14 protein-coding genes and 1 pseudogene are annotated in these 17,561 nt (G+C 40.9%); 4 read left to right on the top strand and 11 right to left on the bottom strand.

From position 1 onward, the window contains the following. Positions 1–64: 64 nt before the first annotated feature. The 4 genes from FTT94_RS04725 to FTT94_RS04710 all read right to left on the bottom strand — a co-directional run bounded on the left by FTT94_RS04725 (position 65) and on the right by FTT94_RS04710 (position 2,726). On the bottom strand, positions 65–1,513 hold the full coding sequence (locus tag FTT94_RS04725; protein ID WP_180170314.1) for a hypothetical protein: 1,449 nt from the start codon (positions 1,511–1,513) through the stop codon (positions 65–67). Between the two features lie 11 nt (positions 1,514–1,524). Next, positions 1,525–1,704 (bottom strand): hypothetical protein, encoded by a 180-nt coding sequence (locus tag FTT94_RS04720; protein WP_180007056.1) that lies wholly within the window; start codon positions 1,702–1,704, stop codon positions 1,525–1,527. A gap of 350 nt (positions 1,705–2,054) precedes the next feature. Next, entirely contained in the window at positions 2,055–2,243 is a 189-nt protein-coding gene (locus tag FTT94_RS04715) for a hypothetical protein (RefSeq protein ID WP_180010237.1), read from the bottom strand. A 234-nt stretch (positions 2,244–2,477) separates the two neighbouring features. Beyond that, entirely contained in the window at positions 2,478–2,726 is a 249-nt protein-coding gene (locus FTT94_RS04710; RefSeq protein ID WP_218950844.1) for a glycine zipper domain-containing protein, read from the bottom strand. A gap of 237 nt (positions 2,727–2,963) precedes the next feature. Between FTT94_RS04710 and FTT94_RS04705 the strand changes: the two genes are divergently transcribed. After that, positions 2,964–3,164: a dodecin family protein gene (locus tag FTT94_RS04705; protein WP_067761311.1), complete on the top strand. Its 201-nt coding sequence runs from the start codon at positions 2,964–2,966 to the stop codon at positions 3,162–3,164. Between the two features lie 76 nt (positions 3,165–3,240). Here the strand turns inward: FTT94_RS04705 and FTT94_RS04700 are convergent, their stop codons facing one another. The 5 genes from FTT94_RS04700 to ompR form a co-directional block, all read right to left on the bottom strand. Further along, positions 3,241–3,927 (bottom strand): DsbA family protein, encoded by a 687-nt coding sequence (locus tag FTT94_RS04700; protein ID WP_180022688.1) that lies wholly within the window; start codon positions 3,925–3,927, stop codon positions 3,241–3,243. A 148-nt stretch (positions 3,928–4,075) separates the two neighbouring features. Further along, positions 4,076–4,495, bottom strand: a complete 420-nt coding sequence (locus FTT94_RS04695; RefSeq protein WP_168377983.1) for a GNAT family acetyltransferase — start codon at positions 4,493–4,495, stop codon at positions 4,076–4,078. Positions 4,496–4,623: 128 nt separating this feature from the next. Next, the gene (locus FTT94_RS04690; protein WP_180007250.1) at positions 4,624–6,141 is read right to left on the bottom strand and encodes an acetyl-CoA hydrolase/transferase family protein; all 1,518 of its coding nucleotides are present in this window, start codon (positions 6,139–6,141) and stop codon (positions 4,624–4,626) included. A 206-nt stretch (positions 6,142–6,347) separates the two neighbouring features. Then, on the bottom strand, positions 6,348–7,808 hold the full coding sequence (locus FTT94_RS04685; protein WP_168377982.1) for an ATP-binding protein: 1,461 nt from the start codon (positions 7,806–7,808) through the stop codon (positions 6,348–6,350). A 285-nt stretch (positions 7,809–8,093) separates the two neighbouring features. After that, positions 8,094–8,858: a two-component system response regulator OmpR gene (gene ompR / locus FTT94_RS04680; protein ID WP_078189809.1), complete on the bottom strand. Its 765-nt coding sequence runs from the start codon at positions 8,856–8,858 to the stop codon at positions 8,094–8,096. Between the two features lie 335 nt (positions 8,859–9,193). On the opposite strand from ompR, the gene FTT94_RS04675 reads away from it, so the two are divergent. The 3 genes and pseudogenes from FTT94_RS04675 (at position 9,194) to FTT94_RS04665 (ending at position 16,023) form a co-directional block, all read left to right on the top strand. Continuing rightward, entirely contained in the window at positions 9,194–11,554 is a 2,361-nt protein-coding gene (locus FTT94_RS04675; RefSeq protein WP_180170313.1) for a Tex family protein, read from the top strand. An 89-nt stretch (positions 11,555–11,643) separates the two neighbouring features. Continuing rightward, the gene (locus FTT94_RS04670) at positions 11,644–13,611 is read left to right on the top strand and encodes a DUF2075 domain-containing protein (protein ID WP_180170312.1); all 1,968 of its coding nucleotides are present in this window, start codon (positions 11,644–11,646) and stop codon (positions 13,609–13,611) included. A 232-nt stretch (positions 13,612–13,843) separates the two neighbouring features. Next, a pseudogene (locus FTT94_RS04665) lies at positions 13,844–16,023 on the top strand (SulP family inorganic anion transporter). 70 nt (positions 16,024–16,093) lie between these two features. On the opposite strand, the gene FTT94_RS04660 reads toward FTT94_RS04665, so the two are convergent. Together FTT94_RS04660 and FTT94_RS04655 are read right to left on the bottom strand one after the other, a co-directional pair. Then, the gene (locus tag FTT94_RS04660) at positions 16,094–16,408 is read right to left on the bottom strand and encodes a hypothetical protein (protein ID WP_078189807.1); all 315 of its coding nucleotides are present in this window, start codon (positions 16,406–16,408) and stop codon (positions 16,094–16,096) included. Between the two features lie 72 nt (positions 16,409–16,480). Next, positions 16,481–17,560 carry a patatin-like phospholipase family protein gene (locus tag FTT94_RS04655; protein ID WP_180170311.1) on the bottom strand — a complete coding sequence of 360 codons (1,080 nt, stop codon included), beginning with the start codon at positions 17,558–17,560 and terminating at the stop codon, positions 16,481–16,483. Position 17,561 lies beyond the last annotated feature (1 nt).

The raw sequence follows: 17,561 nt of genomic DNA, 5'->3' as shown, positions 1-17,561 counted from the left end.
CCTGCATCTGTAGTTTTGTTATTTTTATCGGATAAATGCAAGCCAAACTACAAAATAAATGCAATTAATCTTCGGTCATTTGCTTAAGTGCTTGATAAAGCGAAATCACATCAATGGGTTGAGGCAATTGTTGGATCACATTTTGGATGCTTTGCCAATTTAAACCTTGCTGTCGATGGAGGATCAAATAGGGAAGGGCTTGTTCAGTACGCGATAGAGTCAGGCGTTTTTGACCGTGGATTAAACGTATTTTTTGACGTTCTTGTAATAATAACAGCGGGGTATGTAGCGTCGGTTCAGGTTCATCAAAATGAATGAATTTTTGCGTATGAATTAACTGTGCCGGGATAAATGGATAATAGTCGTTTTGCGACCAAATCATTTCAGCATGCTGAGACTGTTGATAGAGCTGATCAGGTGCAGCACAGAGTTGCTCTAGATTGTCCCATGTCATGACTTTAATCGCAGCAAGTTCATGTTGATGTTGTTGGCAAAACAGCTGAGAGAGTCGAATGGCTTCCATTTGCGTTTGAGCACCAAACAACAAGAGATATTTGATGAAGCGACCTTCGGTATTGATTTGCTCTGCTAAATACAGTGGCTGGTTTTTCCAATCTGTACCATCTGTCGTATGCAATAGAACATCAAGTTGCGTTGTGAGTTCAGGCTGATCTATAAACTGCAATTCATACAAGGCCAATTGCGCATCGATATTTTGCAGCGTTTGAACGCGAGCGGTGTATTGAGCGATTTGAATCTGTTCAGGAAGTTCAACGCCTGCCATTGTCGAGTTGAGATGTTCCTCCGATGGCGCATGTGTTGGCTGCTCAATTAGAACAAGAGGAACGGTATCAGGTGCAGAAAGCTCCGGTTTATTTGTATTTGAGTTATCAAGCAACGTATCCGCTTCATTGATTTGCTTATCGCAATGATCTAGATCGACAGAACCGTCTTTATTTATCGCTTCAATTGGCAGTAGGTCGTCCACACTTGCGGCAACACAGCTTGGCGCTGTGATGATTTCATCCTTTAGGCGTAAGGTATGTAGACTTAGATCGGTATCACTGATTAAACATTTATATAGCTGTTGTTGTTCAATTAACCAATCATAGCATTCGTTAAAATTGCCCCATTCACTGAGTAAAGCCGTGCGCTGTTTGGCTGGAATCATCCACACTTGCCAACCTAATTCATGGTCATGCAGCAAGGCCCAACCCATCTCTGGATATTGATATAAAGCATTTTCAAGTGCAGCATCATGGTTAAAATAGCCACGAAATAACAATGAATATGGCGTTTGTTTGGAAAATTCAGTGGCAGCCATTTGTGGCTTAGTTAATGCACGATAACTTAATATTTGCTTTTGAAAAATCGGTTCATCGCATAAGGCAAAAATTTCATGAATCCGACGTTTAGAAAGCGCAGTTTCATAAAAACTCAAAGCACGATGTTCAAGTTGATGGGTCAGTACATGGATTTCTTTTATTAATTGTACTTTGTCTTGTAAATTCATTTGTCCACTTCCTAAAGGACTTTTTGTGCTTTTTCTAAATATTTAGCCAATACAATATTGGTTGCAAGTTCTACTAATTTATATTCAGCCGAATTCGGGTTTCGATATGTATTGGCCAATTCAATCAGGTGCTCAATATCTATGACCTGCGGTGAAATTTTTCCTTGTATCAGTGCCTGAAGTTCTTGCATAGGACAATGTAAATTTAAAAATAAAGAAGTCGATTAGTTCATTTGATTATAGAGATTTCATTAAAAAAAACATGGAAATAAATGTCAGCTTCTACAAATTAAGCGTTAAATATGACAATTAATGCGCATTTTGTTTAAAAATAATACCAAACCATTAGCTTAAAGATAGGTTTTGCAAAAGATATAGCGGTATGGTTTGATCAATTTTTTTGAAGTCATCATCAGCGATCGAGCGCTTTTAGATGTTCATTTTTAATGTTAAGTAAAGAATAAAGCCCAAAGTAAAGGCACATAAAATAAAAAACCGATGGTGGGAGCCATCGGTTTTTTATGGAAAAATCAGCTAAAAATTATGCTTTTTTTTCTGTGTTTGTTACAACTTTAGTTGTATCTGCAGCAGGTGCTTTGTTATCTGCATTGGCAGTTTCAGCAGTCACAGCTTTTTTTACTGGAAAATCTGGTACATAAACGATTTGTGCAGAAACAGTTGCAGAAAGCGCCATCACAGCAACAGCCATAGCATATTTGATTGCGTTCATTTGTGTATTCCTATCAATCATTAGTGACTCAAAAAATGAGTCAGGGAGAAAATTAATCACTTGAATTTATGTGAAAATAATATCAAAAAATAATCAATTAAAAATGATCGATTCGGCAACGCAAGATAAACGGTATGAATTAATATTTATATAAAACAATCCATTAGAGTTATTGCTCTAGAGCTTTTGGTGGCTGAGTGACAGCGTTGTATCACTCAGATAAAGATGAAAAATCTATGAATGTTTGGCACATTTCTTTTCATAGACTTTGCCTGCGATACCACCAATAATGGCACCGCTGATCGTGCCAAAAACGGGCAAAATACTGCCTGCAACAGCACCGATCGCAGCACCTTTGACGGTCGGAGAAAAACGCGAGAGAAAGCTATTCTTCCCTGTTTGCGACTCGTTGGCGGTTGCTTGAGGGGTTGTATTGGTAGATAGATCGGTTTCAGCAGAAGTTACTTGAGGTTCAATTGTCATGACATTACTCCCGAGCATGATCATTAGAAGAATGAAGCTTTTAGCCTAATCGGAAGCGACCGCAGCTTAAACAGAAAGCATGTAATAAATGATGGTCAGTTTGTAATCCCTCGAAGTGGAATTCACTCCTGTGTAAGACATGTAATATTTTGCTGTTTTGATGTTTAAAAAATAACCAAAATAAGCGACTTAATCATATGATGAAGATTCAAAATCATAACAATGAGGATAAATACAATGTCTGTTGCTAAAGTCGTTGAAGTAAATGCAAGTAGCACAAAAAGTTTTGAAGATGCAATTCAAACGGGAATTAATAAAGTCACTGAAACTGTGAAAAACGTTCAGGGTGCATGGATTAATGAACAAAAAGTCGTGGTGAAAGACAATAAAATTGCAGAATATCGAGTGAACTTAAAAATCAGCTTCTTGGTGGAATAAGTTTCATTTTATTGATGTTAAAAACTGATCATAAAAAATCCCCGAAGTTCGGGGATTTTTGTTTGAACACGCTGAATTATTTTTCAGGCGTTTCACAGCTTTCATCATTACATACAGGTGTAGGAGCAAGTTCAGGAAGTTCCGCAGCTTTGTCCATCACTTGTTTAAACACGTCTTTCGGTTGAGCGCCAGCTAAAGCAATGCGTTGCTCAAATACAAAGAACGGTACACCCGTAACTTTAAGTTGATCGCGTGCTACTTCTTCGTCGTATTTGACGAAATCAGCAAATTCATCTGAGTCTAATAAGTCATCGACTTCAACAGGGTTTAGACCAATACGAGATGCAACGTCTTCTAAGGTTTCACGTTCACCAATGGCCAAGCCTTGCGTCATATAGCTATAGAAGAAAGCTTCTTTGGCTTCACTACCGAGACCTTTGCTTTGTGCAAGATGAATCAAGCGGTGCGCGTTGAAAGTATTGCCTGAATTGGCTTTTTGCCAGTTAAATTCAATACCTTCAGCTTTTGCCATTTCGGCAATATTGCGCTGCATTTCCTCTACTTCTTCAATACTACGGCCATATTTTTGAGCCAGACGTTCAGTATTGGAAATTTCTAGGCGAGCGGGCGCATCTGCATCAAGTTGATAGCTATGCCAAAACACTTCAAGTTCTACACCCGATTCTTCGGCAGCAGCTTCAAGGCGTTTTTTCGCAATATAACAAAATGGGCAAACCACGTCTGACCAGATATCTACACGCATGGGAAATCTCTTTTCTATATTCTGGGAAAATGATGGGGGCAAATCCTAAAATTTAAAGCCAAGCAATGCAATCCATTTTTGTTTCGATGGCGCAATGTCGAATTTTTTTGATGTTGATACAAGGCTTGACCGAAGATTTGTCGGACTATTAATCCGTGATTAAACGTTTACCCAAACAAATCACTTCAACCTCTTCATAGCCCAATTGTTCATAAAAATTTTGTACGTCAATGTTGTCTTGGCGAATCAGTAATTGAAGTTTTGGACAGCCTAAAGCAATTAAGCGTTTTTCTAATTGCTGAATGAGGGCAGTAGCGACACCATTTCGCTGAAAATGTGGATGTACGGCGAGATAATTGACCCAGCCTCGATGTCCATCATAGCCACCCATCACAGTTGCGATCAATTGATCATCTTTGACAGCCAATAAAAATAATTGATCACGTTGCGCTAGTTTTCGAAAAATATCAATTTCAGGGTTATTCCATGGACGGGTCAGATCACACAGTTCCCAAAGTGCAATCACTTCATCTAAATCAGATTCGAGATAGGGGCGGATAATAAACATAATTTTTGTTTTAGCATGTATTTTGACCAATTTAGATTAGTCGAGTTTTGCAGACTTGATAAGTCATATTGAAAAATAAAAGCCATAAAAAAAACGCTCCGAAGAGCGTTTTCTTATTTCACTGTCAATTAAGCAGTTTTAACTTCTGGTTGAGCAGCTAACATGTGGCCGTTCTCTTCGAAGTTGATGTGCCAAGACAATGCTTCACGTAGAAGGTGAGGTGTTTGACCACCTTTCGCACATGCACGGTCGAAGTAATCATTTAGCGCATCACGGTACATAGGGTGAGCACAGTTGTCGATTACTGCACGAGCACGTTCACGTGGAGCAAGACCACGTAAGTCAGCAAGACCTTGTTCAGTAACTAAGATGTCAACGTCGTGTTCAGCATGGTCAATGTGAGAAGCAAATGGAACAACAGAAGAAATGTCGCCGCCTTTTGCAATTGATTTAGTCACGAAGATCGCCAAGTGTGCATTACGTGCGAAGTCACCTGAACCACCGATACCGTTCATCATTTTTGTACCGCAAACGTGAGTTGAGTTCACGTTACCGTAGATATCAAACTCAAGCGCAGTGTTGATACCGATGATACCTAAACGACGTACAAGTTCTGGATGGTTCGAAATTTCTTGTGGACGTAATACAAGTTTGTCTTTGTATTGTTCAAGGTTATTAAATACTTTTTCGCCATATTTAGCAGAAAGCGTAATAGAAGAACCTGAAGCAAATTTCATTTTGCCTGCGTCGATCAATTCAAATGTACAGTCTTGAAGTACTTCAGAGTACATGATCAAGTCTTCAAAGTTTGAATCTTTAAGACCAGTCAATACTGCGTTTGCAATTGAACCGATACCTGCTTGTAATGGACCAAGGTTTTTCGGTAAACGACCTTCTTCTACTTCTTTTTCAAAGAAAGCGATCAGGTGGTTTGCAATACCTTGAGTTTCATCATCAGGTGCAGTCACTGTAGATGGAGAGTCATGCAATTCGTTGTTAAATACGATACCTACGATTTTTGAAGGATCGATGTTGATTGCATGTGTACCAATACGTTCGTCAACTTGAGTCAATGGAATCGCTTGACGTGTTGGACGATACGTTGGGATATAAATATCGTGTAAGCCTTCGAATGCTGGGCTTAAGTTGGTGTTGATTTCAACAATCACTTTTTCAGCAAAAATTGCGAAGCTTGCAGAGTTACCTACAGAAGTTGTAGGGATGATGCCACCATCTTCAGTGATCGCAACAGCTTCAATAATTGCCACATCAGGCTTTTTAAGCTGAAGGTTACGCATTTGTTCAACTGTTTCAGACAAATGCTGATCGATGAACATCACTTCGCCTTTATTGATGGCTTTACGTAATGTATTGTCTACTTGGAACGGTAAACGACGAGCAAGAACACCTGCTTCAGTCAATTTTTTGTCCAAATCGTTACCCAAGCTCGCGCCAGTAATTAGGGTAATTTTAAGAGGATTAGCATGAGCCTGTTGAACCAACGCTAAAGGTACAGCTTTCGCTTCACCTGCGCGTGTGAAACCACTCATACCTACCGTCATACCATCCTGAATGAATTCAGCAGCTTTTTCTGCGCTGATAACTTTGTCGTGAAGGGCAGCTAAACGGATGCGATCTAAAGACATCATATACTCTCGTGAAATTCTCAAAACTGATACGGATTGTACCGATCAAAAAAGCCATTTTGCATACCTGTTAGGCTAAGGTCTAATTTTTTGAAAAAATGTGGGTATAAGATTTTATTATGTTTTTTAAACTACTGAATAATAAAGTTAAAAATATCAATGGTTAAAGCTTAAACAAAACTGTTCGTTGCTTTTTTGAACGCTTGTTAAAAGCGTTCAGTTAAACTTTGCTTAATTTTTTCCAATGGGCTGTTGTTTAATATTTCATCATTTTCGAGTTTTTGCAGTGGTAAAGAAATGATCGCTTCGAGTCCACCTTCTGCTCGATTGTGAATTGAAAGTTGACCTTCGTGAATATCCACAATACGTTTTACAATGGCTAAACCGAGTCCACTGCCTTGAATGGTACGTGCATCATTACCACGTACAAAAGGTTGCATCAGGTCTTCAATTTGGTCTTCAGGAATCCCTTCGCCATTATCGGCAACGCGAATTTGAATATGGTCACCTTCATATTCGGTAGACAGTTCAATCGGCTCGGCACCATAGCGTTTTGAGTTATTGATTAAGTTGCCTATTAGTCGTTTTAAGGACAGGCTACGTGCTTGAATAACGGGCAAGTCTTGAGGTTCAAAGCGAATATCTAAAGGTTTAAATTGAATCACTAATTCCTGCAATAGCGCATTTAAATCAGTATCTTGCGGAACTTCATCAGAGCCATCTCGCATATACGAAATGAACTGATTCAGAATCGCATCCATATCTTCAACATCGTAAATCAGACCTTCTTTTAGGAAGTCATCATCAGGCATCATTTCTGCGCTGAGTCGAATACGGGTCAGCGGAGTACGTAAATCGTGGGAAATACCGGCCAACATGATGCGACGATCACGTTCAGTTTGTTCCAGCGTGTAGACCATGTGGTTAAAGGCTTGGTTTACTTCACGGATTTCTTGTGGCCCATGGTTGGTTTCTAAATAAGGTGCAGTGCCGTGTTTACTGTAGTTGTTTGCCGCATCTTGTAAACGTTTTAGTGGACGGTTGAGCTGACGAACCAAGGTTAAGATAATGATGCCAGCAATCAGCGGAATACCCAATAACCAGCCTAAAATCAGCTCTGCGCTATAGTTGGCATAGGTTTTTAAAGGCTCGCGAACCCAGTTGCCATTCATTTCTGGAGTTTGAATCCAGATGCGTGGGTCAGGTTTAAATTGGAAATACACGGTCGCATTATCAATGCGCATTTCTTTGGCCAGTTTCTTTTCAATTTGATTGGTAAAGAACTCTGCAATGACTTTGTCTTTGACGTTGGGGAATTCTTTCGGATCGGTCACATATTCGATCCCGACACGGTTGCGCATCCAGTCGTCGACATCCACTTCGGCATTGTTATGAAAAATCCGTAAATCAGGATTGTTAATGATTTCAAGTTCGACCGCGAGGTAACGAGCATGTTGTTGAATTTCGGGTAAATAGAGTGTGCGCCAAAAGAACCATAAGGACATAAACAGGCTAAAAAACACCACAAATAAGACCAATACGGTGGTCCGCATGGCTGCAGAGCGGGGTTTGATTTTATCGAGGAAGCGTTCCCAAGGTGTCCGTTTTTTTTCGGAGTAGGTAACGTAGTCGGTAAATTCCTGTGGGTCGATGGGTTCGAGTTTCACGCTATATCCCTAGAGTAAATTTTAGAGTGTGAGATCAATTAACCCTGTTGGATACGCGTTCAGGTCATACGCAACTGTTCGAGGCAGGAAGCATGGAATAGATTATGTTTCTGCGATGATTCTGATATGAAGCAGAAATGAGACGAGTTTTGCGTATGACAATGGTTTTGCTTACTTTTGCCGAAACAAAAGTAAGGCGAACCGCAGGTTATTGGATAAATTTAATGTTCAATGAAAAGACTCCGCCTAATGAACGGCGGAATTTTTTATTACTATTTATTTGGATTATTCAGCACCATCTGGAACAAAGACATAACCCACGCCCCAAACGGTTTGGATATAGCGTGCACGTGCTGGGTTTTCTTCAACCAAACGACGCAGGCGAGAAACTTGAACGTCAATTGAACGTTCCATAGCACCCCATTCACGACCACGAGCAAGATTCATTAACTTGTCGCGTGTCAGTGGTTCACGTGGGTGTTGAACTAATGCTTTGAGTACGGCAAATTCACCCGTTGTTAATGTGACGACTTGACCTTCACGGGTTAATGTACGAGTAGACAGGTCGAGTGACCAAGGACCAAAAGACACCACTTCCATTTGTTGGCTTGGTGCGCCCGGAACTTCACGCACTTGACGACGTAATACGGCACGAATACGTGCCAAAAGCTCATTCGGGTTGAATGGTTTTGGTAAATAGTCATCTGCACCGGCTTCAAGTCCAGCAATACGGTCTGAATCACTACCACGAGCGGTCAGCATAATGATTGGGGTATCGATGCTAGATTGGCGCAGACGGCGACAAATACTCAAGCCATCTTCAACAGGTAACATAAAGTCGAGCACAATCAGGGAAAAGAGTTCCCGCTGCAACAGACGATCCATCTGAGTCGCATCATGTGCGGTTTTGACCACAAAACCTTTATCTTCTAGGAAGCGTTGTAAGAGGGTGCGTAGACGCACATCATCATCGACAACCAGAATGCGTTCGACTCGGTCGGTTTCGGCTTGTACGGCATCTGTTTTTTCAGCAGGTACAACTAAACTCATGACGTGCTCCTTATTCTTTATTGTCATCGTAAACAAAAAGTCGATTTCACTTGAGTATACGATTCATTTATATAAATTTACTATGCTCTAAAGCAACAAATATTGCAGTTAAAATCAAGACATAGATACCAAATGTATACATGTTGTTCGAATCAGTTTGCTTATCTAAGTCTCGCTAATTTGCTGTTTCATAGTCAGTTTCGTAAAAAAATGTGTATTTGAGATGAACTGGCATTAAAAACCACGAATAAATTTATAAAAACAATTGTGGATTTTATGGTCTTGGTCTTTATAATCATGGCTTTTAGAACTTATCCTTGCAGGGATCTAATACGATGACTGACTTAGTTCAGCAGTTGGCAAAAGAAATTGCCGTACGTCCAAATCAAATTGAAGCTGCCATCAAGCTCATTGATGAAGGTGCCAGTGTTCCATTTATCGCACGTTACCGTAAAGAAGTGACGCAAGGTCTGGACGATACTCAATTACGTCAGCTCGATACACGTCTGACTTACCTGCGTGATTTATTTGAGCGCCGTGAAAAGGTAATCGAATCTCTAAAAGAACAAAACAAGTTATCTGATGACTTACTTGCTCGCGTGAATGCAGCAGAAACGAAAAATGCTTTAGAAGAGATTTACGCACCGTACCGTCCAAAACGTACCAGTAAATCATTTAAAGCCAAAGAAGCGGGTTTAGGCCCAATCGCTGAAAAAATCTTTAATGAAGCGATCGATCCTACGGAAGCTTTGGCAGGCTTTAGCCATGAAGATTATGCAGATGTTGAAAGTCAACTTGATGCGATTCAACACATTTTAATTGATGAATGGGCACAAAATATTGCATTAACCACTGAGCTAAAAGCGACATTTGCGAAAACTGCAGTGTTGAAAAGTTTAGTTGCAAGCGATGAGAAAAAAGAAGTCGGTAAAAAATTCCGTGATTACTTTGATTTCTCTGAAAGCTTAAATAAAGTCCCTTCACACCGTTTATTGGCGATGCTCCGTGGCCGTCAAGAAAATGTCTTAGGCTTAAAAGTCGATGGTGAAGATGATGCACCATTGGCACGTATTGAAACTGAATATAATGTTGAAACTGCACAGCCTCAAGCACGCGCAGATTTCTTAAAACAAACAGCAAAACTGTTCTGGTTGGGCAAAGTACGTCCTGCTATTGAGCATTCATTATTGACTGAAAAACGTTTGGCTGCCGAAGCTGAAGCGATGGATGTATTTGCTGAAAACCTACGTCATTTATTACTTTCTGCACCAGCAGGCGCGCGTACCACTCTGGGTGTAGACCCTGGTATCCGTACGGGTGTGAAATTGGCTGTTGTCAATGCATCAGGTGATGTACTTGCACACAGTACTATTTACCCGTTTGCCCCGAAAGAAGATAAAGCTGGTTCAGTTGCTGAACTTGCGCGCCTTTGCCGCGAATTCAATGTTGAATTAATTGCGATTGGTAATGGTACTGCAAGCCGTGAAACTGAAGCGGTTGTGGCTGAAATGATGGCTGCGAATACGGATCTGCATTTGATTCGTGTGTCTGTCTCTGAAGCGGGTGCATCTGTTTATTCAGCATCTGAATTGGCGTCAAATGAATTGCCAGATTTAGATGTATCGATCCGCGGTGCAGTGTCGATTGCTCGTCGTTTACAAGATCCATTGGCGGAGCTTGTGAAAATTGATCCTAAATCGATTGGTGTGGGTCAATATCAACATGATGTGAACCAAACAGGTTTAGCAAAAACACTAGAAGCGGTTGTGGAAGACTGTGTGAACTCAGTAGGTGTTGATGTCAACACAGCATCATCTGCTATTTTGGGTTATATCGCGGGTCTAAACAAATCGATTGCACAGCAAATCGTTGAATTCCGCAAAGAAAATGGTCGTTTTGATAACCGTCAAAGTTTGAAGAAAGTACCTCGTTTAGGCGAACGTACCTTTGAACAAGCAGCAGGTTTCTTACGTATTCAAGATGGTTCTGAACCATTGGATGCATCTGCAGTTCACCCAGAGTCATATGACTTGGTGGCAAAAATTGTGGAAGCTAAAGCAACGACTGTAAAAGATATTATTGGTAATACTGAAATTATCCGTCAGGTCGATGCAGCAGCATTTGTAAATGACCAATTTGGTTTGCCAACGATTCAGGACGTTTTATCTGAACTTGAAAAACCAGGTCGTGACCCGCGTCCAGAGTTCCGTACGGCAAAATTCCGTGAAGACATCACTGAAGTGGCTCAGTTGACTGAAGGTTTACAACTTGAAGGTGTGGTTACGAATGTGACTAACTTCGGTGCATTCGTGGATGTGGGTGTACACCAAGACGGCTTAGTGCATATTTCTGAACTTGCAAATGAATTTGTTGCAGATCCGCACAAAGTTGTGAAGCCTGGTCAAATTGTTCAAGTTCGCGTCTTGAATGTCGATGTTGAACGTAACCGTGTCAACTTGTCTATGCGTGCAGAAGGTGCTGCTGCAGCGAAACCACAACGTCAACCACGTCGTGACAATACGCAGCAAGAACAACGAGGTGAGCGTAAGCCACATGCGAAACGTCCACAGCATGCCCGTCCGCAAGGCGACCGCCCACAAGGTCATAAAAAACCTCAAGCAGCGAAACCACAAGAAAATAAAATCGGTGGTTTAGGTGCGTTGTTATTACAAGCAGGGATTAAAGGTTCGAAGTAATCTTTAACTGTTAAAAAAACCTCCCATATGGGAGGTTTTTTTATATAAGATTAAAACAATCAAAGCTTAAATAAACTTAGAAGACCATAATGTTACGTAGTTATTATCAGGGTTCAGTGCAACAATTCATACATACAAATGAACAAGAAATTATGGGGGCTTTGGCACTACAGCATGAATTTGCATTGGAAGATTTACAAAAGAACGCTTGGTTAAAACAAATTGAGATTTTAAAACAACATTTGGATTTTTTAGATGAGGGAGAAATCTTTTTTGAATTCTCTATTCCACGGATGGGTAAGCGCGTAGATAACATTCTTTTGATACGTAATTTAATTTTTGTTATTGAATTTAAAGTAGGTGAAAAGAGTTACCCACAATATGCTAAGACTCAGGTCATAGATTATTGTTTGGATTTGTTGAATTTTCATGAAGGTAGTCATCAGCAAAAGGTCATACCACTTTTAATTTCAACCCAAGCTCAAAGTTGTGAACAGTCATGGTCAGCGGTATCCACTTATCAAGATACTTTATGCTGTAACACCCATAATTTACGGATTGTAATCGAACAAGCGCTTTATCAATTTGCAGGTCTTACGCAACTTAATATCAAACAGTGGGTTGAGTCTCGATATAAACCAACACCCACAATTATTGAAGCAGCTCAGGCGTTATATCAAGGTCATACAGTGGATGAAATTTCTAGAAGTGATGCCGGTGCAAAAAATTTAGCGATCACTTCGAAAAAAATCGAACAAATTATTGAAGATGCAAAATTAACAAATAAAAAAACGATTTGTTTTTTAACGGGTGTACCTGGTGCAGGAAAGACATTGGCCGGTCTTAATATTGCGAACCAGCGTTTAAAAACAAATGAACAAGAACATTCTGTATTTTTATCTGGGAACGGTCCTTTAGTAGATGTTTTACGTGAAGCATTGGTCCGAAATACCGTGGAACTTGCTAAGCAACAAACAGAAAAAAAGACGCGATCTGAGGCAGAACGTGAAGCCAAAGCCTTTATACAAAATATTCATCATTTTAGAGATCATTATTTGAAATCAAATGAGGTGCCAATCGAAAAAGTCGTTATTTTTGATGAAGCTCAAAGGGCCTGGCAAAAGGATCAGGTTTCAAACTTTATGAAACAGAAAAAAGGTATTGATAATTTTTCGATGTCTGAACCAGAGTTTCTCATTAGTGTTATGGATCGCCACGCTGATTGGTGTGTCGTTGTTTGCCTGATTGGTGGTGGGCAGGAGATTAACACTGGAGAAGCAGGTGTTTCTGAATGGCTATCAGCATTAGAACATAAATACCCGAAATGGAAGATCTACTTTTCTAACAAAATTTTGCAGGATAAAGTCTATTTAACTGATCCTAAACAACAATTCTGGGTTCAAAAAAATGGAAAAAATGAGGAAGATTTACATCTTGCTGTTTCTGTCCGGTCATTTCGCAGCGAACAAGTTTCACATTTGATTCAACATGTATTAGATGGTGATGCAAAGTCCGCGAAAGAAACTTACCATATGATGTCCCAAGATTATCCTATTCTGCTTTGTCGTGATTTTAATGTTGCTAAACAGTGGTTAAAAAGAAAGGCTAAGGGTTCAGAGCGCTTTGGGGTTATTGCTAGTTCGGGTGCCAGACGTTTAAAAGCCGAAGGTATTGATGTAAAGAATAAAATAACACCTGCAGATTGGTTTTTGAATTCAAATACAGATGTACGTTCTGCGTATTATTTGGAAGATATTGCAACTGAGTTTGATGTGCAAGGCTTGGAAATAGATTACAGTTGCGTGGCATGGGATATTAATTTTTATTTTGATCAAGATTGGCAATTTCAAGCCTTTAAAGGTAGTCGATGGCAAAATATAAGGCAAACTGAAAAGCAGAAATACCTGTTAAATGCATATCGAGTGCTACTGACTCGGGCGCGACAAGGTATGGTGTTGTATATACCATCTGTAGATGACAGTGACTGGACTCGTCCCAAGAAATATTATGATTCGACGTATAATTTTTTGAAGCAATGTGGTTTCAATACGCTATAAAAAACCTCCCATTTGGGAGGTTTTTTTATTTCTTTTAAGGCCTATCAAAGATAAATGAGCTGAATCTTAAACTTCGCAATAAAGTGTAAAAATCACACAAATCACGTATCAAAACACACTATAGAATCGTTCGATTGTCAGACAATATAAGTCACGCCATAAAGTGGTCACAAACTTTAGGCTTTACATACTTACATCTAATTATTTGATATTTATTATAAACGGTAAAATGATGATATCTAAAATTGAACGACATCGATTTCATATTCACGACTTTTTATCTGGAACAGTGGTATTTCTCGTGGCTTTACCACTATGTCTAGGCATTGCATTGGCTTCTGGCGCACCGATTCTCTCTGGCATTATTGCTGGCATTGTCGGTGGTATTTTAGTTGGGGTACTGAGTGGCTCACATATCAGTGTTGCAGGCCCAGCAGCAGGTTTAACAGCAGTCATTTTGGTACAGCTTGAATTACTGGGCGGCAACTATGCCGCCTTTTTATTGTGTATTGTTTTTGCCGGTATTTTACAGATTGGATTTGGCATATTTCGGCTCGGTTTCTTTGCCAACTTTATTCCGAACAATGTCATATTGGGTTTGTTGGCAGCTATCGGGCTGATCTTGATTGGGAGTCAAATACCTTATTTGTTTGGCTTGAACCAATTTTCATGGTCTGTGCTGTGGCAGTCACAGCCGCTCAATTTGCAATGGGATGTGGGTGCCATTGTGATCGGTATCGGTAGCCTTGTACTGATGTTGCTTTGGGAGCAGAGCCCATGCAAAAACTGGGTTCTGCCTTCAGCCTTGGTTGCTGTAGTCCTCGCTACACTATGTAATGCCATGTTGGTGCTTAGTGGCTCGTCTTTTGCAGTTCATCCATCAAATCTCATCCAACTTCCTAACCTTTGGGATCAGCCACAAAATGTGATGATCTTTCCGGATTGGACCGCTTTAAATAATCCTCTGATTTATACGGGTGCAATTACTTTGGCGGTTGTGGCGTCATTAGAAACTTTATTGAATTTGGAAGCAGCAGATAAATTAGATCCGCATAAGCGTTCGTCACCCCCAACCGAGAGTTATGGGCGCAAGGTATCGGTAATGTTGTTTCGGGCGCTATAGGCGGGATGCCGCTGACGTCAGTGATTGTTCGTAGTTCGGTCAATGCCAGTGCTGGAGCTAAAAGTAAATGTTCTGCGATCTTTCATGGCGTGTTGCTCCTGTTTGCCGTGCTGTGTTTAGTGCCCTTGATGAATATGATTCCGCTTTCAGCATTAGCTGCAATTTTAATCCTCACAGGTTTTAAACTGACACATCCCAAATTGTTTAAACAGCTGTATTTAAAAGGTTGGAAACAATTTATTCCTTTTATCATTACCTTACTGGCGATTTTATTCACAGACTTATTGGTCGGGATCTTGATTGGTTTAGCCAGTAGTGCGGCCTTTATTTTATACGCCAATTTTAATAAGGGACTGAAGGTGTATAAAGAGCATCATTTACATGGGGTGATTACACGGATTGAATTGCCTTCACAAGTCAGTTTTCTCAACCGTTCGGCATTAATCTCGGCATTGGAACATATCCATCGCGGCGAACAAGTGGTGATTGATGCCACACATGTGAGTGATATGGATGCTGATATTTTCCAACTCATTCAAGAGTACCAACAGGAAAAGGCGGCGCAACGTAAAGTGCAAGTACAGTTGATTGGTTTCAAGGCACATTATGCCGATGCGCAGGAGGCGGCATTAGATATAGATATTAGTACAGCAGCTTTACAGCAACGTTTGAACCCAGAGGACGTGCTCGCTTTGCTTAAAGCAGGCAATAAACGTTTTGTACAAAATGAGCGTTTGCAACGAGATATCTATCGGCAACTGCGGGTGACCGCTGAAGAAGGGCAGCATCCGATTGCGGCAGTGTTAGGTTGTATGGATTCTCGTGCGCCGACTGAAATGATCTTTGATGTTGGAATTGGCGATTTATTTAGTTTACGCATTGCGGGGAATGTCGCGGGACAAAAAGTTTTGGGATCATTGGAATTTGCCTGCGAAGCCAAAGGTGCCAAAGTGATCGTGGTGCTTGGTCATACGGACTGTGGTGCGGTTAGCAGTGCTTGTCAGTTGCATTTAGCTGGTCAATCGATTCAGAGCCTGACGCGTATGCCACATATTCAATATGTGCTGGGGCCACTCAATGAGTCTGTATCGCGTGTTGCCGAATTGATGCAACCACAAACGCTGAGTCCGGCATTTTTAGAGCAAGTGACGCAAATGAATGTGCATTACAACATCCGCTATATTTTGCAAAATAGTGAAGTGCTACAGCAGTTGGTGCAAGAAGGTAAAGTGGCGATTGTTGGTGCAGTGTATGATGTAAAAACTGGACGGGTTAATTTCTTCGGATAAATAAAATCCGATGACATAAAAAAGGATCATCATGAACACATGATGATCCTTTTTATTGAACTAAAATACATTAGCGAATCATCGGTACGATCCAACTGGTAATGATCAGCAAAATACCGAAGTGTCCCAATTTACGGGTGACATATACCAATTTAGACGGTTTTTGTTCCAATTGTTTCGCATAGTCTTCGATACTAATGCCTTGTTTTGCATTACTAGTAAATAAAAATACCGCCAAATCGATACAAATTAAAATGGTACCGACATCTGCCACTACTTCCATTAAATCGTATTGGCCGCTGATCAAGGCGGTTGACACTTGATAAACAAGGAAAAGTGCAAAAGCGATGCAGGCATACTGCAAAACAGTTAAAAATATCCGCATAAATCTATACTAAATAAGCTCAAAATTCTGAAACAGGATTATAGCGTCCCTCGCAAGAGATTACTGTAACGCTTAGAGTGCTTGCATGACTGCTGGGAAATGTTGCTTCTCAACCATTTCCAAAAACTCATCGCCCATACGCTGACTTTCAGCCACGCATTGGTTCCACATTTTAATCCGTTGTTGGTTGTCTAAGCCTTTGAGGGTAAAGTCTTTACGGTCAGGCAGTCGGCCAAGCGGCAAGCTTGCAAGGTAGTCTTGTGAAGGCGACAGTAACAGGGTACGCGCCTGATTTTCAGGATTGGCTTGGCGTTTAAATAATTTATCAAACCAACCGGGGGTGATGCTATCCGTGAAATGTGGATACAGCACGATGCCCTGACTTTGGAAGGGCAGGTCAATGTGATAGTCGATCAGGCCGCCATCGCGGTAACTGCCTTGTGGTGCATCAGGGATATCACGTATCGCGGCCATGACACCGGGAATAGATGCAGAAGCCATGAGCCACGGCATGACACTGTCTTGAGTCAATGCATGGTAATGCGTGGTAAAGCCATCATCCGCCACGGTAAATTGATGACCTGACACAGGCTGACTAATTACACGCTGCATGAAATAACGACTGTGTTTACGTGCGAGCGCTGTCGTTCCCACGATCCCTGCGACAGAGGCTAACAGCGGCAGGGCTTTATCACTTTGGAAAATATGCTGAGCTTTGACTGAAAGCACAGTGAGGTGATAATCTGGGTGATTAACCAGTGCCGCTTCTTGACCTTGAATCAAATCGATCAGCATGCCACGACACACATCGCTGACTTCTTGACGACTCATCTTTTTATGAAAGCTCAGATTGGTATACAGCTCAGAGAGGCGTTTCGTGCCTTCGATAGCTCCCCAAGCAGCAATACTGGCAAAGCGCCAACTGCCAATCGATGAACCAATTAAAGTACGCTTTTGTTGCGCACGTGGCAAAAAGTCAGCAAAAATCGCCTGATCTAAACCTTGAATACCAATGCCTTTCGGGCCACCAGCAGCACCGGGCAGGATATCCACTTGAGCAGCGTTTAAACCTTCTTGTTCAATCAGTTGGCGTGCTAAATGGCCAGCACGGATATTGAGCGCAGGCGGTTTTTTTTGCAAAATTTGAGTCATG

It is taken from the genome of Acinetobacter sp. YH12027 (assembly GCF_013420085.1).
GTDB classification, from domain to species: domain Bacteria; phylum Pseudomonadota; class Gammaproteobacteria; order Pseudomonadales; family Moraxellaceae; genus Acinetobacter; species Acinetobacter amyesii.
The sequence above is the reverse complement of the archived record's forward strand: the minus strand, read 5'-3'. Positions and strand labels throughout refer to the sequence as shown.

Excerpts from the sequence above, each read along its gene's own strand:
- FTT94_RS04705 (WP_067761311.1), top strand. The coding sequence starts at position 2,964 with ATGTCTGTTGCTAAAGTCGTTGAAGTAAATGCAAGTAGCACAAAAAGT.
- FTT94_RS04715 (WP_180010237.1), bottom strand. The coding sequence starts at position 2,243 with ATGAACGCAATCAAATATGCTATGGCTGTTGCTGTGATGGCGCTTTCT.
- FTT94_RS04710 (WP_218950844.1), bottom strand. The coding sequence starts at position 2,726 with ATGACAATTGAACCTCAAGTAACTTCTGCTGAAACCGATCTATCTACC.
- FTT94_RS04725 (WP_180170314.1), bottom strand. The coding sequence starts at position 1,513 with ATGAATTTACAAGACAAAGTACAATTAATAAAAGAAATCCATGTACTG.
- FTT94_RS04720 (WP_180007056.1), bottom strand. The coding sequence starts at position 1,704 with ATGCAAGAACTTCAGGCACTGATACAAGGAAAAATTTCACCGCAGGTC.
- FTT94_RS04690 (WP_180007250.1), bottom strand. The coding sequence starts at position 6,141 with ATGTCTTTAGATCGCATCCGTTTAGCTGCCCTTCACGACAAAGTTATC.
- FTT94_RS04700 (WP_180022688.1), bottom strand. The coding sequence starts at position 3,927 with ATGCGTGTAGATATCTGGTCAGACGTGGTTTGCCCATTTTGTTATATT.
- FTT94_RS04660 (WP_078189807.1), bottom strand. The coding sequence starts at position 16,408 with ATGCGGATATTTTTAACTGTTTTGCAGTATGCCTGCATCGCTTTTGCA.
- FTT94_RS04655 (WP_180170311.1), bottom strand. The coding sequence starts at position 17,560 with ATGACTCAAATTTTGCAAAAAAAACCGCCTGCGCTCAATATCCGTGCT.
- FTT94_RS04695 (WP_168377983.1), bottom strand. The coding sequence starts at position 4,495 with ATGTTTATTATCCGCCCCTATCTCGAATCTGATTTAGATGAAGTGATT.
- FTT94_RS04675 (WP_180170313.1), top strand. The coding sequence starts at position 9,194 with ATGACTGACTTAGTTCAGCAGTTGGCAAAAGAAATTGCCGTACGTCCA.
- FTT94_RS04670 (WP_180170312.1), top strand. The coding sequence starts at position 11,644 with ATGTTACGTAGTTATTATCAGGGTTCAGTGCAACAATTCATACATACA.
- ompR (WP_078189809.1), bottom strand. The coding sequence starts at position 8,858 with ATGAGTTTAGTTGTACCTGCTGAAAAAACAGATGCCGTACAAGCCGAA.